Source organism: Micromonospora echinospora, from assembly GCF_014203425.1.
Lineage (GTDB): Bacteria > Actinomycetota > Actinomycetes > Mycobacteriales > Micromonosporaceae > Micromonospora > Micromonospora echinospora_A.
Window position 1 is genome coordinate 600,331 of sequence record NZ_JACHJC010000001.1, and the last position, 23,140, is coordinate 623,470.

Genomic DNA, 23,140 nt, shown 5'->3' on the forward strand with positions numbered 1-23,140 from the left:
CTGTCCACAGCGCTGGGGAGAAAACCGGTGGATTACCGGTGGACAACCGGTGGACAGCCGTGGAAAACCCGGCGGCTGGCGAGGGCTGTGGACCGGGACACGAGTTGTACCCCTGGTTCTCCACAGCAAAAACACCGGTGGATAACGTGTCTGACCTGCGCCTTCGCGAGTTCTCCACAGTTTGCACAGGTGCGATGAAGACGATGAGTTATCTCTTCTAAACAACAAAAACCAATCATCACCGTTGGACTTCCTGTGGATCGGGCCGGAGCGCTGCCGTCGGCAGTCACCCCGGCACCTGGATCCACGGGGTCGGGCGCACAGCCGATGCCCACGCGCCCTAAGGTGCGATGGGTACCCGCACGGTCGGGCGGGACGGGTGGCAGCGGTCGGCATGAGAGAGTTGTCGCTGACGTCGACGCGGAGGCATTGATGAAGTTCCGAGTGGAGCGCGACGCGCTCGCCGAGGCGGTCGCGTGGACCGCCAAGAGCCTGCCCAACCGGCCCTCCGTACCGGTGCTGGCCGGGGTGATGCTCCGGGTGACCGACGGCAACCTCCAGGTCTCCGGCTTCGACTACGAGGTCTCCAGCCAGGTGACCGTCGAGGTGCAGGGTGACGCGGACGGCGCGGCCCTGGTCTCCGGCCGGCTGCTCGCCGAAATCACCAAGGCTCTGCCGGCCAAGCCGGTGGACATCGCCGCCGTCGGCGCCCACCTCGAACTGGTCTGCGGCAGCGCCCGCTTCACGCTGCCCACCATGCCGGTGGAGGACTACCCCACGCTGCCGGACATGCCGGAGAGCGCGGGCACCGTGGACGCCGCCGCCTTCGCCGCCGCCGTGGCCCAGGTGGCGGTTGCCGCCGGCCGCGACGAGACGCTGCCGATGATGACCGGTGTACGCATCGAGCTGACCGGCAGCACGCTGGCCATGCTGGCGACCGACCGCTACCGCCTCGCGCTGCGCGAGATGGAGTGGAACCCCGACGACCCGGAGATCAGCCTCAACGCGCTGGTGCCGGCCCGCACGCTGCACGACACCGCCAAGGCGCTCGGCCCGCTCGGCGGCCACGTCACCATGGCGCTCTCCTCCGGCGGCGCCGGCGAGGGCATGATCGGCTTCTCCGGCGGCACTCGCCGGACCACCAGCCGCCTGCTCGACGGCGCCAACTACCCGCCGGTGCGCTCGCTGTTCCCGGCCGACCACAACGCCGAGGCCCGCATCGCCGTCGCCACGCTCATCGAGGTGGTCAAGCGGGTCGCTCTCGTCGCCGAGCGCACCACTCCCGTCCTGCTCAGCTTCAGCGCCGACGGCCTCGTGGTGGAGGCAGGCGGCACCGAGGAGGCGCGCGCCAGCGAGGCGATGGAGGCCACCTTCACCGGTGAGCCGCTCACCATCGGCTTCAACCCGCAGTACCTCATCGACGGCCTGGCAAACCTGGGCGCCCAGCACGCCCTGCTCCGGTTCGTCGACGCGTTCAAGCCCGCGGTCATTTCCCCGGCCGGCGAGGATGGCGAGGTCATCCCGGGGTACCGGTACCTCATCATGCCGATCCGCGTGTCCCGCTGATCGCAGGCAGCACGACCCTGACGTACGGAGGTAGGAGCAGATGCAGCTCGGCCTGGTAGGACTCGGCCGGATGGGCGGCAACATGCGGGAGCGGCTGCGCGCCGCCGGGCACGAGGTGGTCGGCTTCGACCACAACCCGGACATCAGCGACGCCGCGAGCCTGACCCAGCTGGCCGAGAAGCTCCAGTCGCCCCGCGCGGTGTGGGTCATGGTTCCCGCCGGCGTCACCGACGCCACCATCGACGAGCTCGCCGAGGTGCTCGGCGAGGGCGACATCATCATCGACGGCGGCAACTCCCGGTTCAGCGACGACGCGCCGCGCGCCGAGCGGCTCAACGAGCAGGGCATCGGCTACATCGACGTCGGCGTCTCCGGCGGCGTCTGGGGCCGGCAGAACGGGTACGGGCTGATGGTCGGCGGCGCGCAGGAGCACGTCGAGCGCCTGATGCCGATCTTCGAAGCGCTCAAGCCCGCTGGCGAGTTCGGCTTCGTGCACGCCGGCCCGGTCGGCGCCGGCCACTACGCCAAGATGGTGCACAACGGCATCGAGTACGGCCTGATGCACGCCTATGCCGAGGGCTACGAGCTGCTGACCGCCTCCGAGCTGGTCACGAACGTCCCCGGCGTGTTCAAGTCGTGGCGCGAGGGCACCGTGGTCCGGTCCTGGCTGCTCGACCTGCTAGACCGGGCGCTGGACGAGGACCCGGAGCTGGCCGAGCTGAGCGGCTACACCGAGGACACCGGCGAGGGCCGCTGGACGGTCGACGAGGCGGTACGGCTCGCCGTGCCGCTCAACGTCATCACCGCGTCGCTGTTCGCCCGGTTCGCCTCCCGGCAGGACGACTCGCCCGCCATGAAGGCCGTCGCCGCGCTGCGCCAGCAGTTCGGCGGCCACGCCGTCCACAAGCGCTGACCGGTATCCACAGCCTGTGTACGTCCGCCGGCTCGAACTGGTCGACTTCCGCTCCTACGAGCGCGTCGGCGTCGACCTGGAGCCGGGTCCGAACGTGCTCGTCGGCGCCAACGGCGTCGGCAAGACGAACCTGGTCGAGGCGCTCGGTTACGTGGCGACCCTGGACTCGCACCGGGTCGCCACCGACGCCCCGCTGGTCCGGATGGGCGCCTCCTCTGCGGTGATCCGCTGCGCCGTGGTGCACGAGGGCCGGGAACTGCTCGTCGAGCTGGAGATCGTCCCGGGCAAGGCCAACCGGGCACGCCTCGGCCGGTCTCCGGCCCGGCGCGCCCGGGACGTCCTCGGCGCGCTGCGCCTGGTGCTGTTCGCGCCGGAGGACCTGGAACTGGTCCGCGGCGACCCCTCGGAACGTCGCCGTTACCTGGACGACCTGCTGGTCACCCGCCAGCCCCGCTACGCCGGGGTACGCGCCGACTACGAGCGGGTGGTCAAGCAACGCAACGCGCTGCTGCGTACCTCGTACCTGGCTCGCAAGACCGGTGGTTCGCGCGGCGGCGACCTGTCGACGTTGGCCGTGTGGGACGCGCATCTGGCCCAGCACGGGGCGGAACTGCTCGCCGGGCGCCTGGAGCTGGTGGCGGCGCTCACCCCGCACGTCGCGAAGGCGTACGACGCGGTGGCCGCCGGCCGCGGCGCGGCTGGCGTCGCGTACCGGCCCTCGGTCGAGCTGCCCGAGCCCGGTGCCGACCGGGCGGCGCTGGCGGAGGCGTTGGCGGCCGCGCTGACCGCGAACCGCGCCGCCGAGATCGAGCGCGGCACGACGCTCGTCGGCCCGCACCGCGACGACCTGGCGCTGACGCTCGGCCCGCTGCCCGCCAAGGGGTACGCGAGCCACGGCGAGTCGTGGTCCTACGCGCTGGCGCTGCGGCTGGCCGGGTACGACCTGTTGCGCGCCGACGGGATCGAGCCGGTGCTGGTGCTCGACGACGTCTTCGCCGAGCTGGACACCGGCCGGCGGGAACGGCTGGCCGAGCTGGTGGGCGGCGCGAACCAGCTGCTCGTCACCTGCGCGGTGGACGACGACGTGCCGGCGACCCTGCGCGGCACCCGGTACGCGGTGGGCGACGGGACGGTGCGACGTGTCTGATGACGAGGTGCAGCTCCCGCCCGCGCGGCTCGGGCCGGGACGCGACGCGCGTACCCCGGGAAAGCCCGCGGACGGTGAGCCGGGCGCGAACGTGCCGGATGGCGCGGCCGGGCCGGAACTGGCCCGGGCGGTGCTGGACGCGGCGAAGGCCCGGCGTCAGGCGGCGGCTCCCCGGCGGCGCGGCGCGGTACGCGGCGACGGCGAGAAGCGGCTGCGCGGCTACTCCGGTCCGGGGCCGGACCCGCGCGACCCGCAGCCGCTCGGCGCGGTGCTGGACAAGCTGGTCAAGGCGCGGGGCTGGCAGCAGCCGGCGGCCGAGGCGACGGTGTTCGGCGCGTGGGAGAAGGTGGTCGGCGCGGAGGTCGCCCAGCACAGCCGCCCGGTGAAGCTGGAGGACGGCGAGCTGACCGTGGAGGCCCGCTCGACGGCCTGGGCGACGCAGTTGCGCCTGCTGGCGGGCTCGCTGTTGAAGCAGATCGCCCGCGAGGTCGGCCACAACGTGGTGCGCAAGTTGCACATCCACGGCCCGGCCGCGCCGTCGTGGGCGCGCGGCCCCCGGCGGGTACGCGGGCGCGGGCCCCGCGACACCTACGGCTGACCGTCGCCTCCCGAGCGCCGGGCCTCCCGCCGGGCGCGCTTGAGCTCACGCTGCTCGCGGCTCCACTGCTTGCGGCGCTCCAGGTCCTGCTTCCACGCCTCGCGGGCCAGCCGGGAGCCGCCCTGCACCGCGCCCTGGACCTGGGAGGGGCCGGCGAGGTTGCGGAACACCCAGCCCAACAGGCGGCCGCCCTTGCCGGAGGCGTCGCCCACCTGCTCGTCGTCGCTCATCCGCCGCCCTCTCCCTGATTGGTGTACAAACAATTGGTACACCAATCGTTGCTACGCTCGCAACGACGACGAGGAGGACGAGGGTGAGCGACCCGATCGAGGAGGACCCCCTGGCGTTGGAGCAGCAGGTCTGCTTCGCGCTCTCCGTCGCCGCCCGCGGCGTGGTCGCCGTCTACCGTCCGCTGCTGGAGCCGATGGGGCTCACCCACCCGCAGTACCTGGTCATGCTGGCGCTCTGGCAGCACGCGCCGCTGTCGGTCCGGGACCTGAGCCGGCTGCTCCAGCTCGACCCGGGCACGCTGTCACCGCTGCTGAAGCGGCTGGAGGCGGCCGGCTACGTGCGGCGGGAACGGGACGCCGCCGACGAGCGCAGCCTGGCCGTCACGCTCACCGCCGCCGGGCAGGCGCTCCGGGCACAGGCCGAGCGGATTCCGCCGGCCATCGTGCAGCGGCTCGGCCTGCCGCCGGCCGACCTGCGGCACCTGCACACGGCGCTGACCGAGGTGATCGCAGCAGCCAACCGGGCCGCCGCTGTCGCCGCGGCGCCCGATCAGGGGGCGGGGCCCGGTCAGGCGTCGGCGTAGACAGCGAAGCCGCGCTCCGCGCAGCGCCGGTAGAAGGCCGCCAGCACGCTCAGCTCGGCGCAGGTGAAGTTCCACTGCGGCGGGTCGCCGCTCTCGTCCCGCAGCCGGTCCAGCCGGCTGTCCAGCCAGCGGAGCTGCTGCTCGGCGAGCCGCCCGTCGCCCAGCAGCGCGCGCAGCACCTCGCTCACCGACTCGAACGTGACCACCTCGCCGTACGGCCGGTGCCGGGCGACGAACTTCTCCACGCCCTGGGCGATCCAGGAGCAGCCGTCCGGGTCGATCACCGGGTCCTCGTCCTCGGCCGAGTTCTCCGTGGCGTAGAGCACATTTTCCAGCCCGAGGATCAGGTCGACCAGTTCGGTGTATGCGGTCGCCCGTACCGTGCCGGTCTTCGCGATCAGTTCGGCGAGCGCGGCGGTCGGCGCGGAGATCCGGGGTACGTCCACGATCTCGCCGAAGTCCACGAACTCGGCCGGCGCGACCGGGTCGTAGAAGCGGCCGGTCCGCGGCCAGTGCACCGCGACGTTGTCCAGCCCCATCGGGCGTCACCTCTCACCAAGCGTTTTCGGGCCTTCTCCGACGATCGTCCCGGTTCCGGGCGCAAAAGATCAAGACCGCAACGGCGGCGCCGCAAAAGCTACGGCACGCCGGGCCCGGCCGCGACCCCCGGTCGGGGCAGCCGCCGATCACCGGTCGGATGACGGTCGTGGCTCACGGTGGCCGGTGGCGCGGCAGTGCCCCATTCGCGTGTAGGGGGAGTCGCGGGAGGCGCGGTTCGTCCGGCTACGGCATTCTCAGCCGCCTCGGAGAGGGTGCCGAGTGGCGGTTTGGTCGGCTCCGCACAGTAAGATTGGGAGCGAGACGAAAGACCCGAGACGGAGCGACGGGCAGGGGCCTCCGGGCCCTCGATCATAGTCCCGCCTCGGGTCCGAGCCGATCGCGATCCGCGGGCAACCGCGGCGCCCGGCGTACACGATCCGTGCCTGGCGACCCCAGGGGCGGTCCGTGCGCGCCGACGTCGCGTCCTGTCCGCCGAACCCGCGCCCCCGCGCCCACGCGCGGCCGGTGCGAGAAAGTGGCCGAGCGTGGCAGCGGAGGACAACAAGAAGTACGGTGCCGAGTCCATCACCGTTCTCGAGGGCCTGGAGGCGGTCCGGAAGCGGCCCGGTATGTACATCGGGTCCACCGGTGAGCGCGGTCTGCACCACCTGGTGTGGGAGGTCGTCGACAACGCGGTGGACGAGGCGATGGCCGGGCACTGCGACACCATCGACGTGGTGCTGCTGGCCGACGGCGGCGTCCGGGTGACCGACAACGGCCGTGGCTTCCCGGTCGACCTGCACCCCAAGCTGAAGAAGCCGGGTGTCGAGGTCGCCCTGACCGTGCTGCACGCGGGCGGCAAGTTCGACGGCAAGGCGTACGCGGTCTCCGGCGGCCTGCACGGCGTGGGCGTGTCCGTGGTCAACGCGCTCTCCACGAGGATGGCCGTCGAGATCCACAAGGACGGCTTCGTCTGGCGGCAGCGTTACAACCACTCCAAGCCGACCCCGCTGGAGAAGGGTGAGGCGACCGACCGGACCGGCTCCGCGGTCTCCTTCTGGCCCGACCCCGACGTCTTCGAGACCGTCGACTTCGACTTCCAGACGATCTACCGCCGTTTGCAGGAGATGGCCTTCCTCACCCGAGGGCTCACCATCCACCTTCTCGACGATCGGGTGCCGGAGGACGAGGAGGGCAAGACCCGCGAGGTCACCTTCCGGTACGACGGCGGCATCGCCGACTTCGTCCGGCACCTCAACGCCTCGAAGAACCCGATCCACAAGACGGTGGTCGAGTTCGGCGCCGAGGAGACCGGCATGTCGGCCGAGATCGCCATGCAGTGGAACGAGTCGTACGGCGAGTCGGTCTACACGTTCGCCAACAACATCAACACCCACGAGGGCGGCACCCACGAGGAGGGCTTCCGGGCCGCGCTGACGAGCGTCGTCAACCGTTACGGCGCCGAGAAGAAGCTGCTCAAGGGCGACGAGCGGCTCTCCGGCGAGGACATCCGCGAGGGCCTGGCCGCGATCATCTCGGTCAAGCTCACCGACCCGCAGTTCGAGGGTCAGACCAAGACCAAGCTGGGCAACACGCCGGTCAAGGGCTTCGTGCAGCGGGTCTGCAACGAGTCGCTGGTCGACTGGTTCGACCGCAACCCGGCCGAGGCGAAGATCATCATCCAGAAGGCCTCCCAGGCGGCCCGGGCCCGCATCGCCGCGCAGCAGGCGCGCAAGCTGGCCCGGCGCAAGTCGCTGCTGGAGTCCGGCTCGATGCCCGGCAAGCTGGCCGACTGCCAGTCCACCGACCCGCGCGAGTCCGAGGTCTTCATCGTCGAGGGTGACTCGGCCGGCGGCTCGGCCAAGCAGGGCCGCGACCCGCGTACGCAGGCGATCCTGCCGATCCGCGGCAAGATCCTCAACGTGGAGAAGGCCCGCATCGACCGGGTGCTGAAGAACAACGAGGTGCAGGCGCTGATCACCGCGCTCGGCACCGGCATCCACGACGACTTCGACATCGAGAAGCTGCGCTATCACAAGATCGTGCTGATGGCCGACGCCGACGTCGACGGCCAGCACATCCAGACGCTGCTGCTCACGCTGCTGTTCCGGTTCATGCGGCCGCTCGTGGAGCTGGGGCACGTCTACCTGGCCGCCCCGCCGCTCTACAAGATCAAGTGGAACAAGAAGGGCGACGACGCCCAGTACGCGTACTCGGACCGGGAGCGCGACGGGCTGATCGCACTGCGCCAGCAGAAGAAGCCCAACGCCCGCCCGGACGACATCCAGCGGTTCAAGGGTCTCGGCGAGATGAACTACCCGGAGCTGTGGGAGACCACGATGAACCCGGGGACGCGTACGTTGCGGCGGGTCACGCTCGACGACGCCGCAACCGCCGACGAGCTGTTCAGCGTCCTGATGGGTGAGGACGTCGAGGCACGCCGGTCGTTCATCCAGCGCAACGCCAAGGACGTGCGGTTCCTGGACATCTGACGGACGCGCCGGGCCGGCCGGAGATCCACCGGCCGGCCCGGAAGTCCACAGAGTTATCCACAGTCTGAACGCTTTCCACAGCCGTTATCCACAGCGAGACCACGACTGAAGAGTCTGATAAGGGTTAACAGTGACCGATACTCCCGAGTCCACCCCGAACGAGCCGGAGACCCCGGAGACACTGGCCGCGGTCGTCCAGCACGACCGGATCGAGCCGGTCGGCCTCGAGGTCGAGATGCAGCGCTCGTACCTCGACTACGCGATGAGCGTGATCGTCGGGCGGGCCCTGCCGGACGTCCGGGACGGGCTCAAGCCGGTCCACCGCAAGATCCTCTACGCCATGTTCGACTCCGGCTACCGGCCGGACCGCGGGTACGTGAAGTGCTCCCGCGTCGTCGGCGACGTGATGGGCCAGTTCCACCCGCACGGCGACTCGGCCATCTACGACGCGCTGGTTCGGATGGCGCAGCCGTGGTCGCTGCGCTACCCGCTGGTCGACGGCAACGGCAACTTCGGCTCCCCCGGTAACGATCCGGCCGCCGCCATGCGTTACTGCCTGACCGGCGATGCCCGCATCCGCACTGCCGAGGGTTCCGTCCGGATCGCCGACGTAGTGCCCGACGCTGCCCCGAGCAGCGAGACCGACGTCGACCTCAAGGTCCGTGACCGAAACGGCGACCTGGTCCGAGCCAGCAGGTTCTTCCATTCCGGCGAGCACCCCACGCTGCGGTTGCGCACCCGCGAGGGGTACGAGCTGACCGGCACCCACAACCACCCGGTGCTCTGCCTGGTGAACGTGGCCGGCGTGCCGACCCTGCTGTGGAAGCTGCTCGCCGAGATCGCCCCGGGCGACCGGGTGGTCCTCCAGCGCACCGTGCCGGACGAGATCGGCTACCCGATGCTGGAGCACGTCGAGGCGGCCGTGCTTGCCGGCGCGTTCGTCTCCGAGGGCTGGGTGTCGGAGAACCGGGCGGGCTTCAACAATGTGGACCGGGAGTTCTTCGTCCGGGTCCTCACCGCCTACGACCTCGCGGTCGGCGGCCCTCGGTACGTCGCCGAGCGGGTCATCGCCTCCGGCAGCACGCTGCACGAGCTCGACGTACAGGATCTCACCGCGCTCCGGGCGAGCGTGCTCGGCGAGATGGTGGGCGCGCGGAGCGCCGACAAGTTCGTGCCGGAGTTCGTCTGGCGCGGACCGGCCGCGGTCAAGCGGGCCTTCCTCCAGGCGCTGTTCGAGGGCGACGGTTCGTCGTCGCTGCTGCCCCGCCACACGATCCAGGTCTCCTACTCGACCCGCAGCGAGCGGCTGGCCCGCGAGGTGCAGCAGCTGCTGCTGGAGTTCGGCGTGGTCAGCCGGCAGTGCCGGTACGAGGACGGCGAGATCAAGGTTGTCGTCACCAACCGGCGGGACGCCCGGATCTTCGCCGCCCACGTCGGCTTCCTCGGCCGCAAGCAGGCCAAGCTGGAATCCGAGCTGGCCCAGGTTCCGGCGAGCAGCACCGCGCTCTCCGGCGATCACGTGCCCTTCGTCGGCGACTTCGTCCGCGAGCACGGCGCGAGCCGCTGGACCGAGCGCGACTGGCTGCGCCGGCACAACGTGGACCGGATCGAGCGCTGGGAGCGGGACCGCGACGAGATCGCCGCCCGGATCACCGAGCCGGGCATCCTCGACGTGGTCGAGCCGCTGGTCGACGGGCGCTTCTACTACGCCCAGGTGACCGAGATCACCGACGCCGGTGTGCGGCCGGTCTACAGCATCCGGGTGGACACCGAGGACCACTCGTTCGTCTCCGACGGCTTCGTCAGCCACAACACGGAGTGCAAGCTCGACCCGCTGGCGATGGAGATGCTGCGGGACATCGACGAGGACACCGTCGACCTGCAGGACAACTACGACGGCCGGGCCAAGGAGCCCACCATCCTGCCGTCGCGGATCCCGAACCTGCTCGTCAACGGTTCCGAGGGCATCGCGGTCGGCATGGCCACCAAGATCCCGCCGCACAACCTGCGGGAGATCGGCGCAGCGGTCCAGTGGTGCCTGGAGAACCCGGAGGCCGACGAGGCGACCACGCTGGAAGCCCTGCTGGAGATCGTCAAGGGCCCGGACTTCCCGACCCACGGCCTGATCGTCGGCCAGGCGGCCATCCAGGACGCGTACCGGACCGGGCGCGGCTCGATCCGAATGCGCGCCGTGGTCGAGGTGGAGGAAGACAAGCGGGGCCGGCCGGCGCTCGTGGTCAGCGAGCTGCCGTACCAGGTCAACCCGGACAACCTCGCCGAGCGCATCGCCGAGCTGATCAAGGAGGGCAAGCTCGCCGGCATCGCTGACATCCGCGACGAGTCCTCCGGGCGTACCGGCATGCGGATCGTGCTCGTCCTCAAGCGCGACGCGGTCGCCAAGGTCGTGCTGAACAACCTCTACAAGCACACCCAGCTCCAGGAGACGTTCGGCGCCAACATGCTGGCGCTCGTCGACGGTGTGCCGCGCACGCTCAACCTGGCCCAGTTCCTCCGCTACTACGTCGAGCACCAGATCGAGGTGATCCGGCGGCGGACCGCGTTCCGGCTGCGCAAGGCCGAGGAGCGGGCGCACATCCTGCGCGGTCTGTCCAAGGCGCTGGACGCGCTGGACGAGGTCATCGCCCTGATCCGGCGTTCGCCCACTGTGGAGGACGCCCGGCAGGGTCTGATCCGGCTGCTGGAGATCGACGAGGTCCAGGCGACGGCGATCCTGGACATGCAGCTGCGCCGGCTGGCCGCCCTGGAGCGGCAGCGCATCCTGGACGACCTGGCGAAGCTCGAACTGGAGATCGCCGACCTCAAGGACATTCTGGCCAAGCCGGAGCGGCAGCGGCGGATCGTCTCGGAGGAGCTGGGCGAGATCGTCGCGAAGTGGGGCGACGACCGGCGTACGAAGATCGTCCCGTTCGACGGCGAGGTCTCGATGGAGGACCTCATCGCCCGCGAGGACGTGGTCGTGACGATCACCCGCACCGGGTACGCAAAGCGGACGAAGGTCGACCTCTACCGGTCGCAGCGGCGCGGCGGCAAGGGCGTCAGCGGGGCGACGCTCCGCCAGGACGACATTGTCAGCCACTTCTTCGTATGCTCTACCCACGACTGGATCCTGTTCTTCACGAACAAGGGCCGGGTCTACCGGGCGAAGGCGTACGAGCTTCCCGAGGCCAGTAGGGTGGCCAAGGGCCAGCACGTGGCCAACCTGCTCGCGTTCCAGCCCGACGAGCAGATCGCGCAGATCATTGAAATCCCGAACTACCAGGTGGCGCCCTACCTGGTACTGGCCACGAAGAACGGCCTGGTGAAGAAGACGCGGCTTGAGGAGTTCGACTCCAACCGTTCCGGTGGCATCATCGCGATCAACCTGCGCGATGAGGACGAGCTGGTCGGTGCGGTCCTTGCCGCTCCAGACGACGACCTGTTGCTGGTGTCGAAGAACGCCCAGGCGATCCGCTTCAACGCCACCGACGAGGCGCTGCGTCCGATGGGTCGCGCCACCTCCGGCGTGATCGGCATGCGCTTCAGCGGCGAGGACGAGTTGCTCGCCATCGAGGTGGTCCGGGAGGGTCTGGACGTCCTGGTCGCGACGAACGGGGGTTACGCGAAACGTACCCCGATCGAGGAATACCCGGTCCAGGGCCGGGGAGGTAAGGGCGTGCTGACCGCGAAGATCACCGAGCGACGCGGTGGCCTGGTCGGCGCGGTCGTGATCGATCCGGAGGACGAGCTGTTCGCCATCACGAGCAACGGCGGCGTCATTCGGACTCCGGTGAAGCCTGTACGCCGTACGCGTGACCGGAACACAATGGGGGTCAAGCTGATGGACCTCCCGGACGGCGTGACTATCGTGGCGATTGCTCGCAATGCCGACGAGCCTGACGAACAGGACTAGTTGATGACGGAGACACAGGCGAAGTCGGGGAACAAGGGGACCTCGGCCACTCCGGTCGAGGAGGAGGCCGCGCAGGGCGGTACACCAGCGACCGGCCGCGCGGCAGTGGGCCGGGCCACGGTTCCCGCCGACGCGCCTGCCCCGAAGTTCACCCGGGCCCCCGGCATGACGCCGCCTCCGGACAAGCCGTCCGAGGACTCGGGTTCCCGGGACTCGGCCGAGACCAAGGTCGACGCCCCGACGTCGGCCAACGGTCTGGCCGCTCCGGCCGCCAAGCCCGCGAACGCCACGAGCGCACAGCCGATGAAGACGCCGTCGGCGGCCGCAGGCCGGGCCTCCACCGGGACGACCGGCACGCAGCCGCGCATCGGCGGCGGCCTGGGCACCGCGCCGAAGGCATCGCCCGACGGCGCTCGCCCGACCACCGCCGGCGCCACCGGCCAATCCCGGCCCGCGAACGGCGGGGGCCTGCCACCGGGCATCAGCGGCGCGGCGGCTGTCGGCGCCGCGCGCGTGGGTGAGGCGGTACGCGCCGCGCGTACCTCGGTCAGCTCGGCCGCGTCCCGCGGGCCGCGACGGGCCCGGCTGAACCTGAAGCGGATCGACCCCTGGTCCGTGATGAAGTTCGCGTTCGCGGTCTCCGTGGTGCTCTTCATCGTGGTCGTCGTGGCGACCTCGGTGCTCTACCTCGCGCTGGACGCGATGGGCGTGTTCAAGAGCGTCAACGACAGCCTGACCGACCTGGTGAACGCCGGCGGCGGCCAGGGCGGCGGCGGCTTCCGGATCACCGCCAAGGGCGTGATCCTGACGTCGGCGCTGATCGGCCTGGTCAATGTCGTGCTGTTCACCGCGCTGGCCACGCTCAGCGCGTTCGTCTACAACGTCTGTGCCGATCTGGTCGGCGGGATCGAGCTGACGCTCGCCGAGCGGGACTGATCCACTCGACGCCGGGGTGCCGCGTAAAGCGGTCGCCCCGGCGTCGTGCGTCCGGGTAGGTTCGAGGTGGCGAGGGTGCTTCCGCCACGGACCCCCGATTTGGGCGCGGTGGAGGCGATGGGTTAACCTTGCTCGTCGCCACGCGGGGCTATAGCTCAGTCGGTTAGAGCGCAGAGCTGATAACTCTGAGGTCGCTGGTTCGATTCCAGCTAGCCCCACCGCATATCGTCCGACGGCAGTCGAGCACGAGGGGTCAAGCACATGTTCAAGAAGCTCCTGATCCTGGCCGGCATCGTCGGTGTGGCAGCCGTCGTGGCCAAGAAGGTCAAGGCCTCGAACGACGAGCGCGCCCTGTGGCACGAGGCGACCACCGCGCCCGACCTGCGCTGAGCGCCGACACGGGGCCCTAGCTCAACTGGCAGAGCACTGCCTTTGCAAGGCAGGGGTTAGGGGTTCGAGTCCCCTGGGCTCCACCAGAACTTTCCTTGGTTGATCTCGGGTCCGAGTACAGCCATGCCGACTATGAACACGCCTCAGGCCGGGAACGGACGGTTGGTGCGTGCGTCGGTGAGGACGGCGGTCCACCAGGCCAGCTCAGCCAGCGCACTGGACAGCGCCTTGTTCGTGCCGTCGGCGGGTGAGAAGCGGTTGCCGTCGTCCAGGGCCTCCCACGGGGCAGCCAGTCCGAGGCAGCGTCGCGTGGTGACCATGTTCAGTTCGGCCAGTACGCCGCGCAGGTGTTCGATCGCCGCGTACCCGCCCTGGACTCCGTAGGCGACGACGGTGGCGGGCTTGAGCATCCAGGCGACGTAGTGCCAGTCGATCAGCCGCTTCAGCGATGCAGGGTAGGAGTGGTTGTACTCCGGGGTGACGAACACGAACGCATCGGCGGCATCGATCCGGTCGGCAACCTCGGTCTTCGGGCCGCCGCCGGGAGAAAGCTGGGCGTCGTCGGGCAACGTGATCTCGGCGAGGTCGATCAGGTCGACGTGCACGCCGCTGCTCTGCTGGAGCGCGGCGACGACCCATTCTGCGACGGTCGGGCTCATCCGCCCGTCGCGAAGGCTTGAGGCGATCACCGCGATTCGCGTCGTGGCCGGCGCGGCGGTGGTGGAGTGGCGATTCGCGTGTGCTGTCGGAGCGGTCATGTCCACCACGCTGCGGGTTGAACATATGTTGAAGTCAAGCCGGATCGACGCGCATCGTCGGGGGAAGCAACCCCTCGTGGGCGTACGGTGAGGACATGACGCTCACGAGCCCGCGCCTGGCATACGCCACCGTCAGCGATGTCGCCGCCGACAGTGGAGTGGCGCCCTCGGCGGTGCGGTTCTACGAGAAGCACGGCGTGATCAACGCGGTGCGGACGGCGGGCAACCAGCGCCGGTTCGACGAGTCCGCTGCCTGCCGCATCCATGTCGCCAAGCTCGCCCAGCGGGTCGGGTTGACGGTGCGCGAGATCGCCGAACTGTTCTCCGCGCTTCCCGCCGACCCGGGACCCGAGGATTGGGGCCGGGTCGCCGAGCGCATCGTCACCGAGGCCGAGCAGCGCGTGGCCGACCTGAAGGCCCGGCTCGAACTGCTCGGTTCGGGCGCCAGGCTCTGCGAGCTGGGGGCGGCACTGGACTCCTGACGCCGCCGGCAGGCGGCGATGCGATCCGATTCCGCCCTTGACTTCAACATATGTTGAAGGCCGAGGCTGCCGGTATGAACAATCGACCAGCGGCCGCACCGGACCCGTCCCACGCCCTCGCCGAGTGGCTCGCCACAACTCCGGCCGGCCTGCGACCGGACCTGATCGCCGATGCCGCCGCCGAGGCGGCGATCGTGGGTCTCGGCGTGAGCACCCGCGAGGCGCACGAGGTGCTCGACTTCGTCACCGACACCACCTGGCTCCTGGTCGAGCGCGGGTTCACGACTGTCGCCGTGCTGGACAACCAGCGCGTTGCCGACCTCTACGACAGGTACGTGTCCGGTCAGGACGTCGACATCGACCACGCGCTCGCCCAGGCGTGGGGGCCGTGGCAGGTCGGCGAGATGCGCGATGCGCTGATCTGGTTGCGTGAGCACAACCGGGCCCGGGCCGCAGCGCCGGTCCGGATCATCGGCGTCGCCGGCTCACGTGTCCTGTCCGCGGATTACCCCCGCATCGTTGACCTGCTCGCGGGCATCGACGGGAGCACCGCCGCGAGAGTCGAAGCGCTCCTCGACGTCATCCGTGTCGCCCACAGCAGCGGCGAACACGTGCTGCGCGCCCGGGGCACCCACCCGGGCACCCCGTTCGTGGAACTGGCACGCGCCGCCCGGGCCCACGCGGCCGAACTGCCGCCCGGCGACGGGCGGGACGCCGCGCTGGAACTCCTCGACGCCGTGGTCGACTTCCACGCACGCGCGATCGGCGTCGGACACGACATGGTCCGGGAGGAACACGCCGCCGCCGGTCGGCTTCTGGACCACCACCGCCGCACCGGGGATCGGATCGTGCTGTGGGAGGGCAGCACCCACGTCGCCGCGCATCCCAGTGCCATGCTCGGCTCCCGCCTGCGAGCCGAGTTGGGAGATCGGTACGTCGCCGTGCACATCGCCGTCGGCAGCGGCCAGATCGCGAGGGCCACCATCCCCGAACCACGCCCGGACTCCATCGAGGCCCAACTCGCCGGCGCCCACGGCGAGCGCACCCTCGACCTGCGTACGCCGTCGTCGGCCGTGACCGCAGGGGAGCTGGACCGTTCCTGGCCCACCCGGATCATCTCCGGCCTGTACGACCCCGCCGAGGACGCCGAGCACTACGTCGAGCTGCCGTCGCTCCGCCAGAGCTTCGACGCGCTGGTCTACATCCCCGCTATCACTCCCGCTCGGCCGGCGTGACGCGCTCAGCGCCTCGTCTCGTACCTGCTCAGGGTTACGCCGCCGGAAAACGTCCGCGCCTCCACCAGGTTCAGCTTCGACCAGCCGTCCAGCGCACCGAAGAACGGTTTGCCGTCGCCCACGAGGACCGGATGGGTGACGATCTCGTACTCGTCGATCAGCCCGGCCCGCATGGCCGCCCTCGCGAGCGTTGCGCCACCGACCCTCATCGGCCCGCCGTCCTCGGCCTTGAGCCGGGTGATCTCGGCGATCGCGTCGCCGGTGAACAGGCGGGCGTTCCAGTCGACCTTGTCGATGGTGGAGGAGAACACCACTTTCGGCGTGTCCCGCCAGTTCCGGGCGAACTCGATCTGCGCCGGGGTGGCACCCGGCTGCTGGTCGCCGGTCGGCCAGTAGGCGCTCATGTTCTCCCACAGGCGGCGTCCGTACAGGAACAGGCTGATCGCCCGCTCCTGATCGAGCCACCACTGGAACAGTTCGTCGCTCGATTCGCCCCAGCCGATGTCGTCGCCGGGCGCGGACACGTAGCCGTCCACTGTCAGGTTCATGCCGTAGATCAGTTTCCGCACTGCGCATGCCTCCGTCGGTCGGTCCCGCAACACCAGACCAGCCGGGCGACGGGAACTGATCGGTGCACACCGTAGGTCAGTCGTGGCGGTGACGCACGATGTAGTCGATATGGCGGATGGTGTCCCGCCGGTCGTGTTCGCTGATCGAGTCCCACAGGTCCGCCAGCCAGTAGAGCGATACGGACAGCATCCACGCCCACCCGCGTACCCAGGTCGCCTCGTCGAACCCGAGCGCCTTACGGTAGGCGGCTCGCGCGCGGGCGTCGAACAGGCTCCAGCCGGGTCGTACCTCGACGGCCGGATCGCCGCGGCCGAGACCGCCGAAGTCGATCACCCCGGTGAGCCTGCCCTGATCGACCAGCAGGTTGCCCGCCAGGAGATCACCGTGCAGCCACACCGGCGGTCCGGGCCACTCGTCCGCCGCCATCGCCTCGTCCCACGCGGCGGTCACCGCCCGGCCGTCGATCCGGTCGCCCAGCGCCGCGATCGACCGGCGGGTCAGTTCGTCGCGCTGCACCAGGGGTACGCCGCGCTGGATGCCCTCCTTGACCGGCCCGTCCATCGGGTCGATCGCGATCATCGCCCGTACGAAGCCGGCGAGGTCGACGGCGAGGTCGACGTGGTCCTGCCCGGCTTGCGGGTTGCGCCCGTCGAGCCACGGGACGACGGTCCACGGCCACTGATAGTCCCCGCCCGGTCGGCCGACCGCGACCGGCACTGGCACCGGCACCGGGAGATGGGGCGCGAGCCGCGGCAGCCAGGTCGCGTCGGTAGCCACCTGGTCGACCGCCCACGGTGCCCGCGGCAGCCGTGCCGTCAGGGAATCGCCCAGCCGGAACAGCGCGTTGTCGGTGCCGTTCAGCGGCTGCGGCACGATCGGCAGGTCCGACCATTCGGGGAACTGCTCGCCGATCAGGGCGCGTACCTGCTCCACAGTGACGACGATCTCTCCAGGGCGCATCGGCGCGAACGTAGGACCCGCCGGATCACCCCGTCAATCGAATTCGCAGCCTGCCGCGTCGTGGATCGGCCATCGCCCGGACGTGACCCTGATCATGAACCGATCGGTACAGAACCCTGCTACGGTTGGCTCAGAACCGAGCGGTACAAAATATGGACATGGATCGCTCGGCCACCGCCGGCCCGTGGACGCGGTCCGGCACCAGCAGATGGGAACGAACGATCATGAGCGCCACTGCCACCAACACCGAAGCGGGCATGTCCACTCAGGAAGTCCGCGATTTCTACCTGCGGTACGTCGATCTGGCGAACAAGCGGGAGTTCGACCGCATGGCCGACTTCGCCCACGAAGAGGTGGTCATGAACGGCACGCCGGTCAGGATGGCGGACATGGTGGCCGAGTTCTACAAGCACGTCGAGGCGGTGCCGGATCTCCACTGGGAGATCCAGGATGTCGTCGTCGAGGGCGACCGGATCGCCGCCCGCCTCGTCGATACCGGCACGCCTGTCAAGGAGTGGAACGGTCTGGCCCCTACCGGCGCCTCGGTCTCGTTCGTCGAGACCGCCTTCTACCGGCTCCAGGACGGCAAGTTCAAGTACATGTCGTACCTGATGGACACCGACTCGGTGCGGCGGCAGCTCGCTGGCTGACGGGGGAATCCGGAAAACGCGGCGCGCCCAGCCCGATGAGGCATCGAGCTGGGCGCGCCCAGGGAACTATGCGACGAAGCGGGAACGACGCCGGCGTCCGATGACGTAGCTCGCGCCACCGAGGAGCAGCAGCGCCCCGCCGATGCCGGCCACGGTCGCGGTGTCGGCACCGGTCACCGGCAGCCCGCCACCGTCGCCGCCGGGCGCGCCCACGCTGGCGGAGGGGGTGACGGGCGGAACGACTGTCGACGCGGCGCTGGGCGTCGCGGTCGGCGTGGTCGTGGGCTGAGACGGCGTCGGAGTCGCCGTCGGCTGGGACGCGCAGTCGAGCGCACGAGCCTCGTACAGGCCGTTGTTCAGGTAGGCGAGGTAGGCCTCGACGGACGGGCTGTCGAGCACCTTCTGCGCGGCGGCCAGCACGTTGGGGCCGGCGCCCGTCATCGTCTGGCCGATCGAGACGCGCAGAGCCGTCGCCCAGCGATTCGGCAGGTTCTTGAGATATGCGCGAAGGTCGTCCGAGGTGCCCTTCAGTCGCTCCTCGATCTCGCCCGGCAGAACGGGCAACGATTCGGCCTGCGCCTCGGCCAGCAGCCGGTACGCCAGCAGCCGCAGTTCGGAAACGGTGGCCGTGTCCAGGTCGATGGTGACAAGCTCGCGGAAATCCTTGTACACCTTGCGTTCGACCGTCTGGCAGGACTCGTTGAGCCCGGGCGCTGCGGTCTGCGCCACCGCAGGCGCCGCCGGAATCACAAAGGCCAGCGCCACCAGGGCACCGGCCGGAATCTTCCATTGCATGTGGACTTTCCTCCCCGTAGATCAAAACATGGAGATGTTACCGGCGTCTGTCCGAAACGCAAGGGGCATTGATGTGGTCGGGGCGTGCGCAGAATTGCGCTAACGGCGCAGTCGATCAACCGCCTCTTTTATCGCCGCGACCCGGCTCACCAGCGGGCCGGCCGGCACGTCGGCGAGGTCGAATCCGGCCTCGCGATAGGTCAGCTCGTGGATTCGCTCGAAGACGAGTGATTCCTCGAACGTGATCCGGCGAGCGGCTGTCGCCTCGACGAAACCCTGATGGCGTACGAAGAAAACGGTCCGCTCGTGGTGGCGATTCGCCGTCATGCCCTCGATTTCGTCGAGCAGCGCGGGCGGTGCGGCCAGCCCCAGATAGCGGCACAGCGCCAGCGTGCAGACGGGCGAACGGTCGTGGAAGACGACCCCGCCGGTGTTCGCCGCGGCCCGGCGACGGCGCTCCCGCTGAAGGTCCAGCACCCGGTCGGCGAAGCCCGGCTCGCGCCACGGCTCCGGTCGTCCGAGCGCCTGGTGAAGCGCGATCACGTCGGTCGCGGCCTCCTCCACGACGGGATATCCGTCGATCTCCAGGTGTCGGAGGATCGCTGTCTTACCGGAGCCGGGGGTGCCGGTGAGGATGTATCCGGGCATGACGTCCTCCGAGTGGCCGAGCAACAAACTTGATAGGCAAGCCATCACTTGCCTATGGTGGGTGACGTGGGCGATCTGTACCAGGCGCTGGCCGACCACACCCGCCGCCTGATCCTCGACGAGCTGACCGAGCGCGACGGTCAGACGCTGTTCGAGATCTGCGGGCGGCTGGCCACGAAACACAGGGTCGGTTCGTCCCGGCAGGCGATCTCCCAGCACCTCGACGTCCTGGAGGCCGCCGGCCTGGTCGTCACGCGGCGGCAGGGTCGCTACAAGTTCCACCACCTCGACACCCGGCCGCTGCGGGCCGTCACCGAGCGATGGCTCAGGTCCGCCGCACCCACTCAGGAGAACCCATGAGAATCAACCTCACCAGCGTGTACGTCGACGACCAGGACAAGGCCCTGCGCTTTTACACCGAGGTGCTGGGCTTCGTACCGAAGACCGACGTGCCGACCGGGGAGTACCGCTGGCTCACAGTTGTCTCGCCGGACGCCCCGGACGGCGTGGAGCTGCTGCTGGAACCCGACGCCCACCCGGCCGCCAAGGCGTTCAAGGAGGCGCTCGCGGCCGACGGCATTCCGCTGACGCAGTTCGCGGTGGACGACGTGGCAGCCGAGCACGACCGGCTGCGCAGCCTCGGCGTGCTGTTCACCCAGGAGCCGGTCGACATGGGCCCGGTGACCACAGCGGTGTTCGACGACACCTGCGGCAACCTGATCCAGATCGCACAGTACCGGTAGTGGGGCGCTGACTCCGCGCGGAATTGCTGGACACGATCGGTCACCCTGGCGGCATGACGGTGTGGCAGCGCCCGTACTCGCTGGACCTGACCACCTCCGGCTCCATGGTCGTGGGGGGTATTGCGGTCGGCTACTTCGTGCTCATCGTGTTCGGGGTCCGCAGCGGCAGGCTCCTGGAACGGGAGGCGGTGGTCCTCGGAGTGTGGAACGCCGGCGTCCTCGCCGTCGCGGTCCGCCGCGCGATGCTCGGCGTCTGGGTGAGCCCTGTCGGCGTCCGTTCCCGCTCGCTGCTCCGCACGACCACAGTGCCGTGGGCGTCGGTTGCGGAGATCCACAGCGGTACGGGCTCGATAGTGGGCCTGGACATGGGACGCGACGCGATCGTTATCGAGCGGATCGACGGCACGCCGGTGCAGACGCCGATCCAGTCCGGCGCCATCGTCCGGCCGTTCCGCCTGGAGCTGTTCCGGCTGGTCACCTGGCCGGAACACTACGACGAGATCCTCGCGACCCTGCGGGAGTGTCACCGCAATGCCCGGCCGCCGGAGCAGCGCGCGGCGGCGAACCCGGCGCCGGATCCGGTCCGCGCCGACCGTCCGGACCGGACCCGGCCGCCGGCTCCGAGCGCCGGGCGGCGGCGTGACATCCACGCGCTGACCCGGCAGTACGAGCGCGGGGTGCTGACCGACGCCGAGTACGCGGCCGAGTTGGCGCGGCTGCGGGGTGGCGAGTAGGCGTCAGCCGAGCCGGTCGAGCAGTTCGCGGCTGCGGCTCACCACCAGCGCGGTCGCCTCGGCGTCGTACGAGGGCAGCGAGCTGTCGGTGAACAGGTGCCGGTCGCCGGGGTAGACGTACAGCTCGCCGCGTTCGGGGCCGACGATCGACACCAGTTCGCGGGCGGCGTCCACGTCGCCTTCCAGCCCGAAGAACGGGTCCCCCTCCATGCCGTGCACCTGTACCGTCACGCCGTCGGGCCAGGGGCCGATCGCCCACTCACCGGTGACCGGCAGACAGGCTTCGTAGAGCAGGGCGGCCCGGGCGCCGGGCCGGGTCTGGGCGAGCCGCTGGGCGATGGCGGCGCCCCAGGAGACACCCGCGTGGACGAGACCGGCCGGCAGGTCGGCGACGACAGCGTCGGCGCGCTGGTCGAGGACGTCCCCGCCGATGCGCTTGACCAGCGCGGAGCCGTCCTCGATGGTGGCCGGCCGTTCGCCGTCGAATAAGTCCGGGGTGTGCACGGTGTGCCCACCGGCGCGCAGGGAGTCGGCGAGGGCGCGTACGCCGTCGGTGAGCCCTTGAATGTGGTGGAAGAGCACGATCTCGGCCATCACTACACTCCTGAGTTGTCAGACCAGAGTTGTCGAACGAACCAGAATCTTAGAACGGTCGAGAAATGTCGGTCAATCAGCGGATCCCGGACTACGACCTCGAGGACCTGCTCGTGGTCACCGCCCCGGAGCAGTTGCGCGCGCTCGCCGACCCGCTGCGGAGCACGCTCCTGGAGCTGCTTCTGGAACGCGCCGCCACTGTGAACGAGCTGGCCCGCGCGGTCGACCGGCCGAAGAGCAGCGTCGCGTACCACGTGAACCAACTGGTGGACGCCGGGCTGCTGCGCGTGGTGCGGACCCGCCGGGTACGCGCCATCGAGGAGCGGTTCTACGGGCGTGTCGCCCGCACCTTCTACGTCGGCGCGCTCACCCGGGCAGAGGACAAGCAGGTGGTGTCCCGGATCAACGGGCTCGCCGAGGCAGCCGCCGAAGCGGCAGCCGCACACGCCGCCGACGAACTGCGGTGCACGCTCGTGCACGCGCGCATCCCGATCGAGGACGTCCGCGAGTTCTGGGCGGAGGTGCAGGCGCTGGCCCGGCGGTTCGCGCAGATCCCCCGGGCCGGGGACCAGGTGTACGGCTTCGCCGCCGGCCTCTACCCGACGGACGCGCCCACGCTTCCGGACACGGACCCCGCCCCGTCGACGGGGTCTTGCCGGGACACCGAAGCGGGCAGGCTAGCGTCGGAAGCGTGAGCACCGGATCCCCGCGCGTCCTGCCGGCCGAGCGCGGCATCGACGAGGCCGCCGCCGTTCTGCGCGCCGGCGGTCTGGTCGCCTTCCCCACCGAAACCGTCTACGGGCTCGGCGCCAACGCGCTCGACGCGCGGGCGGCGGCGCGGATCTTCGAGGCCAAGGCACGGCCCAGCTTCGACCCGCTGATCAGCCACCTGGCCGACGCCGCCGATCTGGCCGCACTGGTGGGCGAGGTGCCAGCGGCGGTGGCCGAGCTGGCGAAGCGGTTCTGGCCCGGCCCGCTCACGCTGATCGTGGACCGGCCGCAGATCATCCCGCCGATCGTCACCTCGGGCCTGGACACCATGGCGGTACGCGTACCGGACGAGCCGTCCGCGCGGGCGCTGATCGCGGCTGCGGGCGTGCCGGTGGCCGCGCCGAGCGCCAACCGGTTCGGCCAGCTCAGCCCCACCCGGGCCGAGCACGTGGTGGCCGGGCTGGGCGGGGCGGTGGACGTGGTGCTCGACGGCGGGCCCACACGGTGCGGGATCGAGTCGACGATCGTGGACGCCCGGGGCGAGCGGCCGGTGGTGCTGCGGCTGGGCGCGCTGCCGATCGAGGCGCTGGTCGAGGCGGTCGGCCCGGTCGAGGTGCGCCAGGGCAGCTCCGGCCAGCCGGTCGCGCCCGGGACGCTGGCCGCGCACTACGCCCCGCGTACCCCGTTGCGGTTGGGCGCGGCGGCCGAGCCCGGCGGCGGCCGGCGGGGATTCCTGGCCTTCCGGGAGCCACCGGCGGACGGCGACTGGACGGCCGTGGAGGTGCTGTCGCCCGACGGTGACGTGACAGCGGCGGCGGCGCGCCTGTTCGACGCGCTGCACCGGCTCGACGCGGCAGGGGTGACCGAGATCGTCGCCGAGCCGGTGCCGGACACCGGCGTGGGCCGGGCGATAAACGACCGGCTGCGCCGCGCCGCCGCCACCTGGCACTAGAA

The 23,140-nt window shown here is 70.3% G+C and carries 25 protein-coding genes and 2 tRNA genes; 19 read left to right on the forward strand and 8 right to left on the reverse strand.

The features are described 5' to 3' along the window. Positions 1-432: 432 nt before the first annotated feature. Genes dnaN through FHU28_RS02815 form a run of 4 tightly spaced genes read left to right on the forward strand, consistent with a single transcriptional unit; the run spans position 433 to position 4,224 of the window. Positions 433-1,566, forward strand: a complete 1,134-nt coding sequence (gene dnaN, locus FHU28_RS02800; protein ID WP_116502993.1) for a DNA polymerase III subunit beta — start codon at positions 433-435, stop codon at positions 1,564-1,566. 40 nt (positions 1,567-1,606) lie between these two features. Next, positions 1,607-2,479, forward strand: coding sequence for a phosphogluconate dehydrogenase (NAD(+)-dependent, decarboxylating) (gene gnd, locus FHU28_RS02805; RefSeq protein ID WP_116502995.1), 873 nt, complete (start codon positions 1,607-1,609; stop codon positions 2,477-2,479). A 16-nt stretch (positions 2,480-2,495) separates the two neighbouring features. Beyond that, positions 2,496-3,626 carry a DNA replication/repair protein RecF gene (gene recF, locus FHU28_RS02810; protein WP_184680571.1) on the forward strand — a complete coding sequence of 377 codons (1,131 nt, stop codon included), beginning with the start codon at positions 2,496-2,498 and terminating at the stop codon, positions 3,624-3,626. Then, complete coding sequence (locus FHU28_RS02815; protein ID WP_116502999.1) at positions 3,619-4,224, forward strand: DciA family protein; 606 nt, start codon at positions 3,619-3,621, stop codon at positions 4,222-4,224. Before recF ends, FHU28_RS02815 begins: the two co-directional genes overlap by 8 nt. Here FHU28_RS02815 and FHU28_RS02820 read toward each other — a convergent pair. Beyond that, positions 4,215-4,454, reverse strand: a complete 240-nt coding sequence (locus tag FHU28_RS02820) for a hypothetical protein (RefSeq protein WP_073831169.1) — start codon at positions 4,452-4,454, stop codon at positions 4,215-4,217. The two genes, FHU28_RS02815 and FHU28_RS02820, sit on opposite strands and share 10 nt — an antisense overlap. A gap of 83 nt (positions 4,455-4,537) precedes the next feature. On the opposite strand from FHU28_RS02820, the gene FHU28_RS02825 reads away from it, so the two are divergent. Continuing rightward, positions 4,538-5,038, forward strand: coding sequence for a MarR family winged helix-turn-helix transcriptional regulator (locus FHU28_RS02825; protein WP_184680572.1), 501 nt, complete (start codon positions 4,538-4,540; stop codon positions 5,036-5,038). On the opposite strand, the gene FHU28_RS02830 is transcribed toward FHU28_RS02825, so the two are convergent. Beyond that, entirely contained in the window at positions 5,023-5,577 is a 555-nt protein-coding gene (locus tag FHU28_RS02830) for a hypothetical protein (RefSeq protein ID WP_184680573.1), read from the reverse strand. The genes FHU28_RS02825 and FHU28_RS02830 overlap by 16 nt on opposite strands. Positions 5,578-6,123: 546 nt before the next feature. Between FHU28_RS02830 and gyrB the strand changes: the two genes are divergently transcribed. The 6 genes from gyrB (at position 6,124) to FHU28_RS02855 (ending at position 13,392) form a co-directional block, all read left to right on the forward strand. Continuing rightward, the gene (gyrB, locus tag FHU28_RS02835) at positions 6,124-8,070 is read left to right on the forward strand and encodes a DNA topoisomerase (ATP-hydrolyzing) subunit B (RefSeq protein ID WP_184680579.1); all 1,947 of its coding nucleotides are present in this window, start codon (positions 6,124-6,126) and stop codon (positions 8,068-8,070) included. Between the two features lie 130 nt (positions 8,071-8,200). Beyond that, on the forward strand, positions 8,201-11,980 hold the full coding sequence (gene gyrA / locus FHU28_RS02840; RefSeq protein ID WP_184680581.1) for an intein-containing DNA gyrase subunit A: 3,780 nt from the start codon (positions 8,201-8,203) through the stop codon (positions 11,978-11,980). Positions 11,981-11,983: 3 nt separating this feature from the next. Beyond that, on the forward strand, positions 11,984-12,916 hold the full coding sequence (locus FHU28_RS02845; protein WP_184680583.1) for a DUF3566 domain-containing protein: 933 nt from the start codon (positions 11,984-11,986) through the stop codon (positions 12,914-12,916). A 144-nt stretch (positions 12,917-13,060) separates the two neighbouring features. Next, positions 13,061-13,134: transfer RNA gene (locus tag FHU28_RS02850), tRNA-Ile, on the forward strand. Between the two features lie 43 nt (positions 13,135-13,177). Then, positions 13,178-13,306: a DLW-39 family protein gene (locus tag FHU28_RS32240; protein ID WP_013283222.1), complete on the forward strand. Its 129-nt coding sequence runs from the start codon at positions 13,178-13,180 to the stop codon at positions 13,304-13,306. A 10-nt stretch (positions 13,307-13,316) separates the two neighbouring features. Then, positions 13,317-13,392, forward strand: a tRNA-Ala gene (locus FHU28_RS02855). Between the two features lie 57 nt (positions 13,393-13,449). Here the strand turns inward: FHU28_RS02855 and FHU28_RS02860 are convergent. Beyond that, positions 13,450-14,064 carry an NADPH-dependent FMN reductase gene (locus FHU28_RS02860; protein WP_184680585.1) on the reverse strand — a complete coding sequence of 205 codons (615 nt, stop codon included), beginning with the start codon at positions 14,062-14,064 and terminating at the stop codon, positions 13,450-13,452. Positions 14,065-14,159: 95 nt separating this feature from the next. On the opposite strand from FHU28_RS02860, the gene FHU28_RS02865 reads away from it, so the two are divergent. Both FHU28_RS02865 and FHU28_RS02870 read left to right on the forward strand, forming a co-directional pair. After that, the gene (locus FHU28_RS02865) at positions 14,160-14,546 is read left to right on the forward strand and encodes a MerR family transcriptional regulator (RefSeq protein ID WP_116503011.1); all 387 of its coding nucleotides are present in this window, start codon (positions 14,160-14,162) and stop codon (positions 14,544-14,546) included. Between the two features lie 74 nt (positions 14,547-14,620). After that, on the forward strand, positions 14,621-15,781 hold the full coding sequence (locus FHU28_RS02870; RefSeq protein WP_184680588.1) for an erythromycin esterase family protein: 1,161 nt from the start codon (positions 14,621-14,623) through the stop codon (positions 15,779-15,781). A gap of 5 nt (positions 15,782-15,786) precedes the next feature. Here FHU28_RS02870 and FHU28_RS02875 read toward each other — a convergent pair whose 3' ends face one another. Both FHU28_RS02875 and FHU28_RS02880 read right to left on the reverse strand, forming a co-directional pair. Next, positions 15,787-16,350, reverse strand: coding sequence for a dihydrofolate reductase family protein (locus tag FHU28_RS02875; protein WP_184680590.1), 564 nt, complete (start codon positions 16,348-16,350; stop codon positions 15,787-15,789). A gap of 76 nt (positions 16,351-16,426) precedes the next feature. Next, positions 16,427-17,311, reverse strand: a complete 885-nt coding sequence (locus FHU28_RS02880) for an aminoglycoside phosphotransferase family protein (protein WP_184680592.1) — start codon at positions 17,309-17,311, stop codon at positions 16,427-16,429. A 224-nt stretch (positions 17,312-17,535) separates the two neighbouring features. Between FHU28_RS02880 and FHU28_RS02885 the strand changes: the two genes are divergently transcribed. Next, on the forward strand, positions 17,536-17,961 hold the full coding sequence (locus FHU28_RS02885) for an ester cyclase (protein ID WP_221453096.1): 426 nt from the start codon (positions 17,536-17,538) through the stop codon (positions 17,959-17,961). Between the two features lie 66 nt (positions 17,962-18,027). Here FHU28_RS02885 and FHU28_RS02890 read toward each other — a convergent pair whose 3' ends face one another. Both FHU28_RS02890 and FHU28_RS02895 read right to left on the reverse strand, forming a co-directional pair. After that, a complete protein-coding gene (locus tag FHU28_RS02890; protein WP_184680594.1) occupies positions 18,028-18,756 on the reverse strand; it encodes an LPXTG cell wall anchor domain-containing protein in 729 nt (242 codons plus the stop codon). A 99-nt stretch (positions 18,757-18,855) separates the two neighbouring features. Continuing rightward, positions 18,856-19,404, reverse strand: coding sequence for an AAA family ATPase (locus FHU28_RS02895; RefSeq protein ID WP_184680596.1), 549 nt, complete (start codon positions 19,402-19,404; stop codon positions 18,856-18,858). A 54-nt stretch (positions 19,405-19,458) separates the two neighbouring features. On the opposite strand from FHU28_RS02895, the gene FHU28_RS02900 reads away from it, so the two are divergent. Genes FHU28_RS02900 through FHU28_RS02910 form a run of 3 tightly spaced genes read left to right on the forward strand, consistent with a single transcriptional unit; the run spans position 19,459 to position 20,881 of the window. Then, positions 19,459-19,764, forward strand: a complete 306-nt coding sequence (locus FHU28_RS02900; protein WP_184680598.1) for an ArsR/SmtB family transcription factor — start codon at positions 19,459-19,461, stop codon at positions 19,762-19,764. Beyond that, complete coding sequence (locus FHU28_RS02905; protein ID WP_073826994.1) at positions 19,761-20,147, forward strand: VOC family protein; 387 nt, start codon at positions 19,761-19,763, stop codon at positions 20,145-20,147. The genes FHU28_RS02900 and FHU28_RS02905 overlap by 4 nt, the downstream gene beginning before the upstream one ends. 53 nt (positions 20,148-20,200) lie before the next feature. After that, on the forward strand, positions 20,201-20,881 hold the full coding sequence (locus tag FHU28_RS02910) for a PH domain-containing protein (protein WP_184680600.1): 681 nt from the start codon (positions 20,201-20,203) through the stop codon (positions 20,879-20,881). Between the two features lie 3 nt (positions 20,882-20,884). Here the strand turns inward: FHU28_RS02910 and FHU28_RS02915 are convergent, their stop codons facing one another. After that, on the reverse strand, positions 20,885-21,475 hold the full coding sequence (locus tag FHU28_RS02915; protein WP_184680602.1) for a dienelactone hydrolase family protein: 591 nt from the start codon (positions 21,473-21,475) through the stop codon (positions 20,885-20,887). Positions 21,476-21,540: 65 nt separating this feature from the next. Between FHU28_RS02915 and FHU28_RS02920 the strand changes: the two genes are divergently transcribed. Together FHU28_RS02920 and FHU28_RS02925 are read left to right on the forward strand one after the other, a co-directional pair. After that, positions 21,541-22,170: a winged helix-turn-helix domain-containing protein gene (locus tag FHU28_RS02920; protein WP_184680604.1), complete on the forward strand. Its 630-nt coding sequence runs from the start codon at positions 21,541-21,543 to the stop codon at positions 22,168-22,170. Positions 22,171-22,190: 20 nt separating this feature from the next. Continuing rightward, positions 22,191-23,138 (forward strand): L-threonylcarbamoyladenylate synthase, encoded by a 948-nt coding sequence (locus tag FHU28_RS02925; protein ID WP_184689160.1) that lies wholly within the window; start codon positions 22,191-22,193, stop codon positions 23,136-23,138. Positions 23,139-23,140 lie beyond the last annotated feature (2 nt).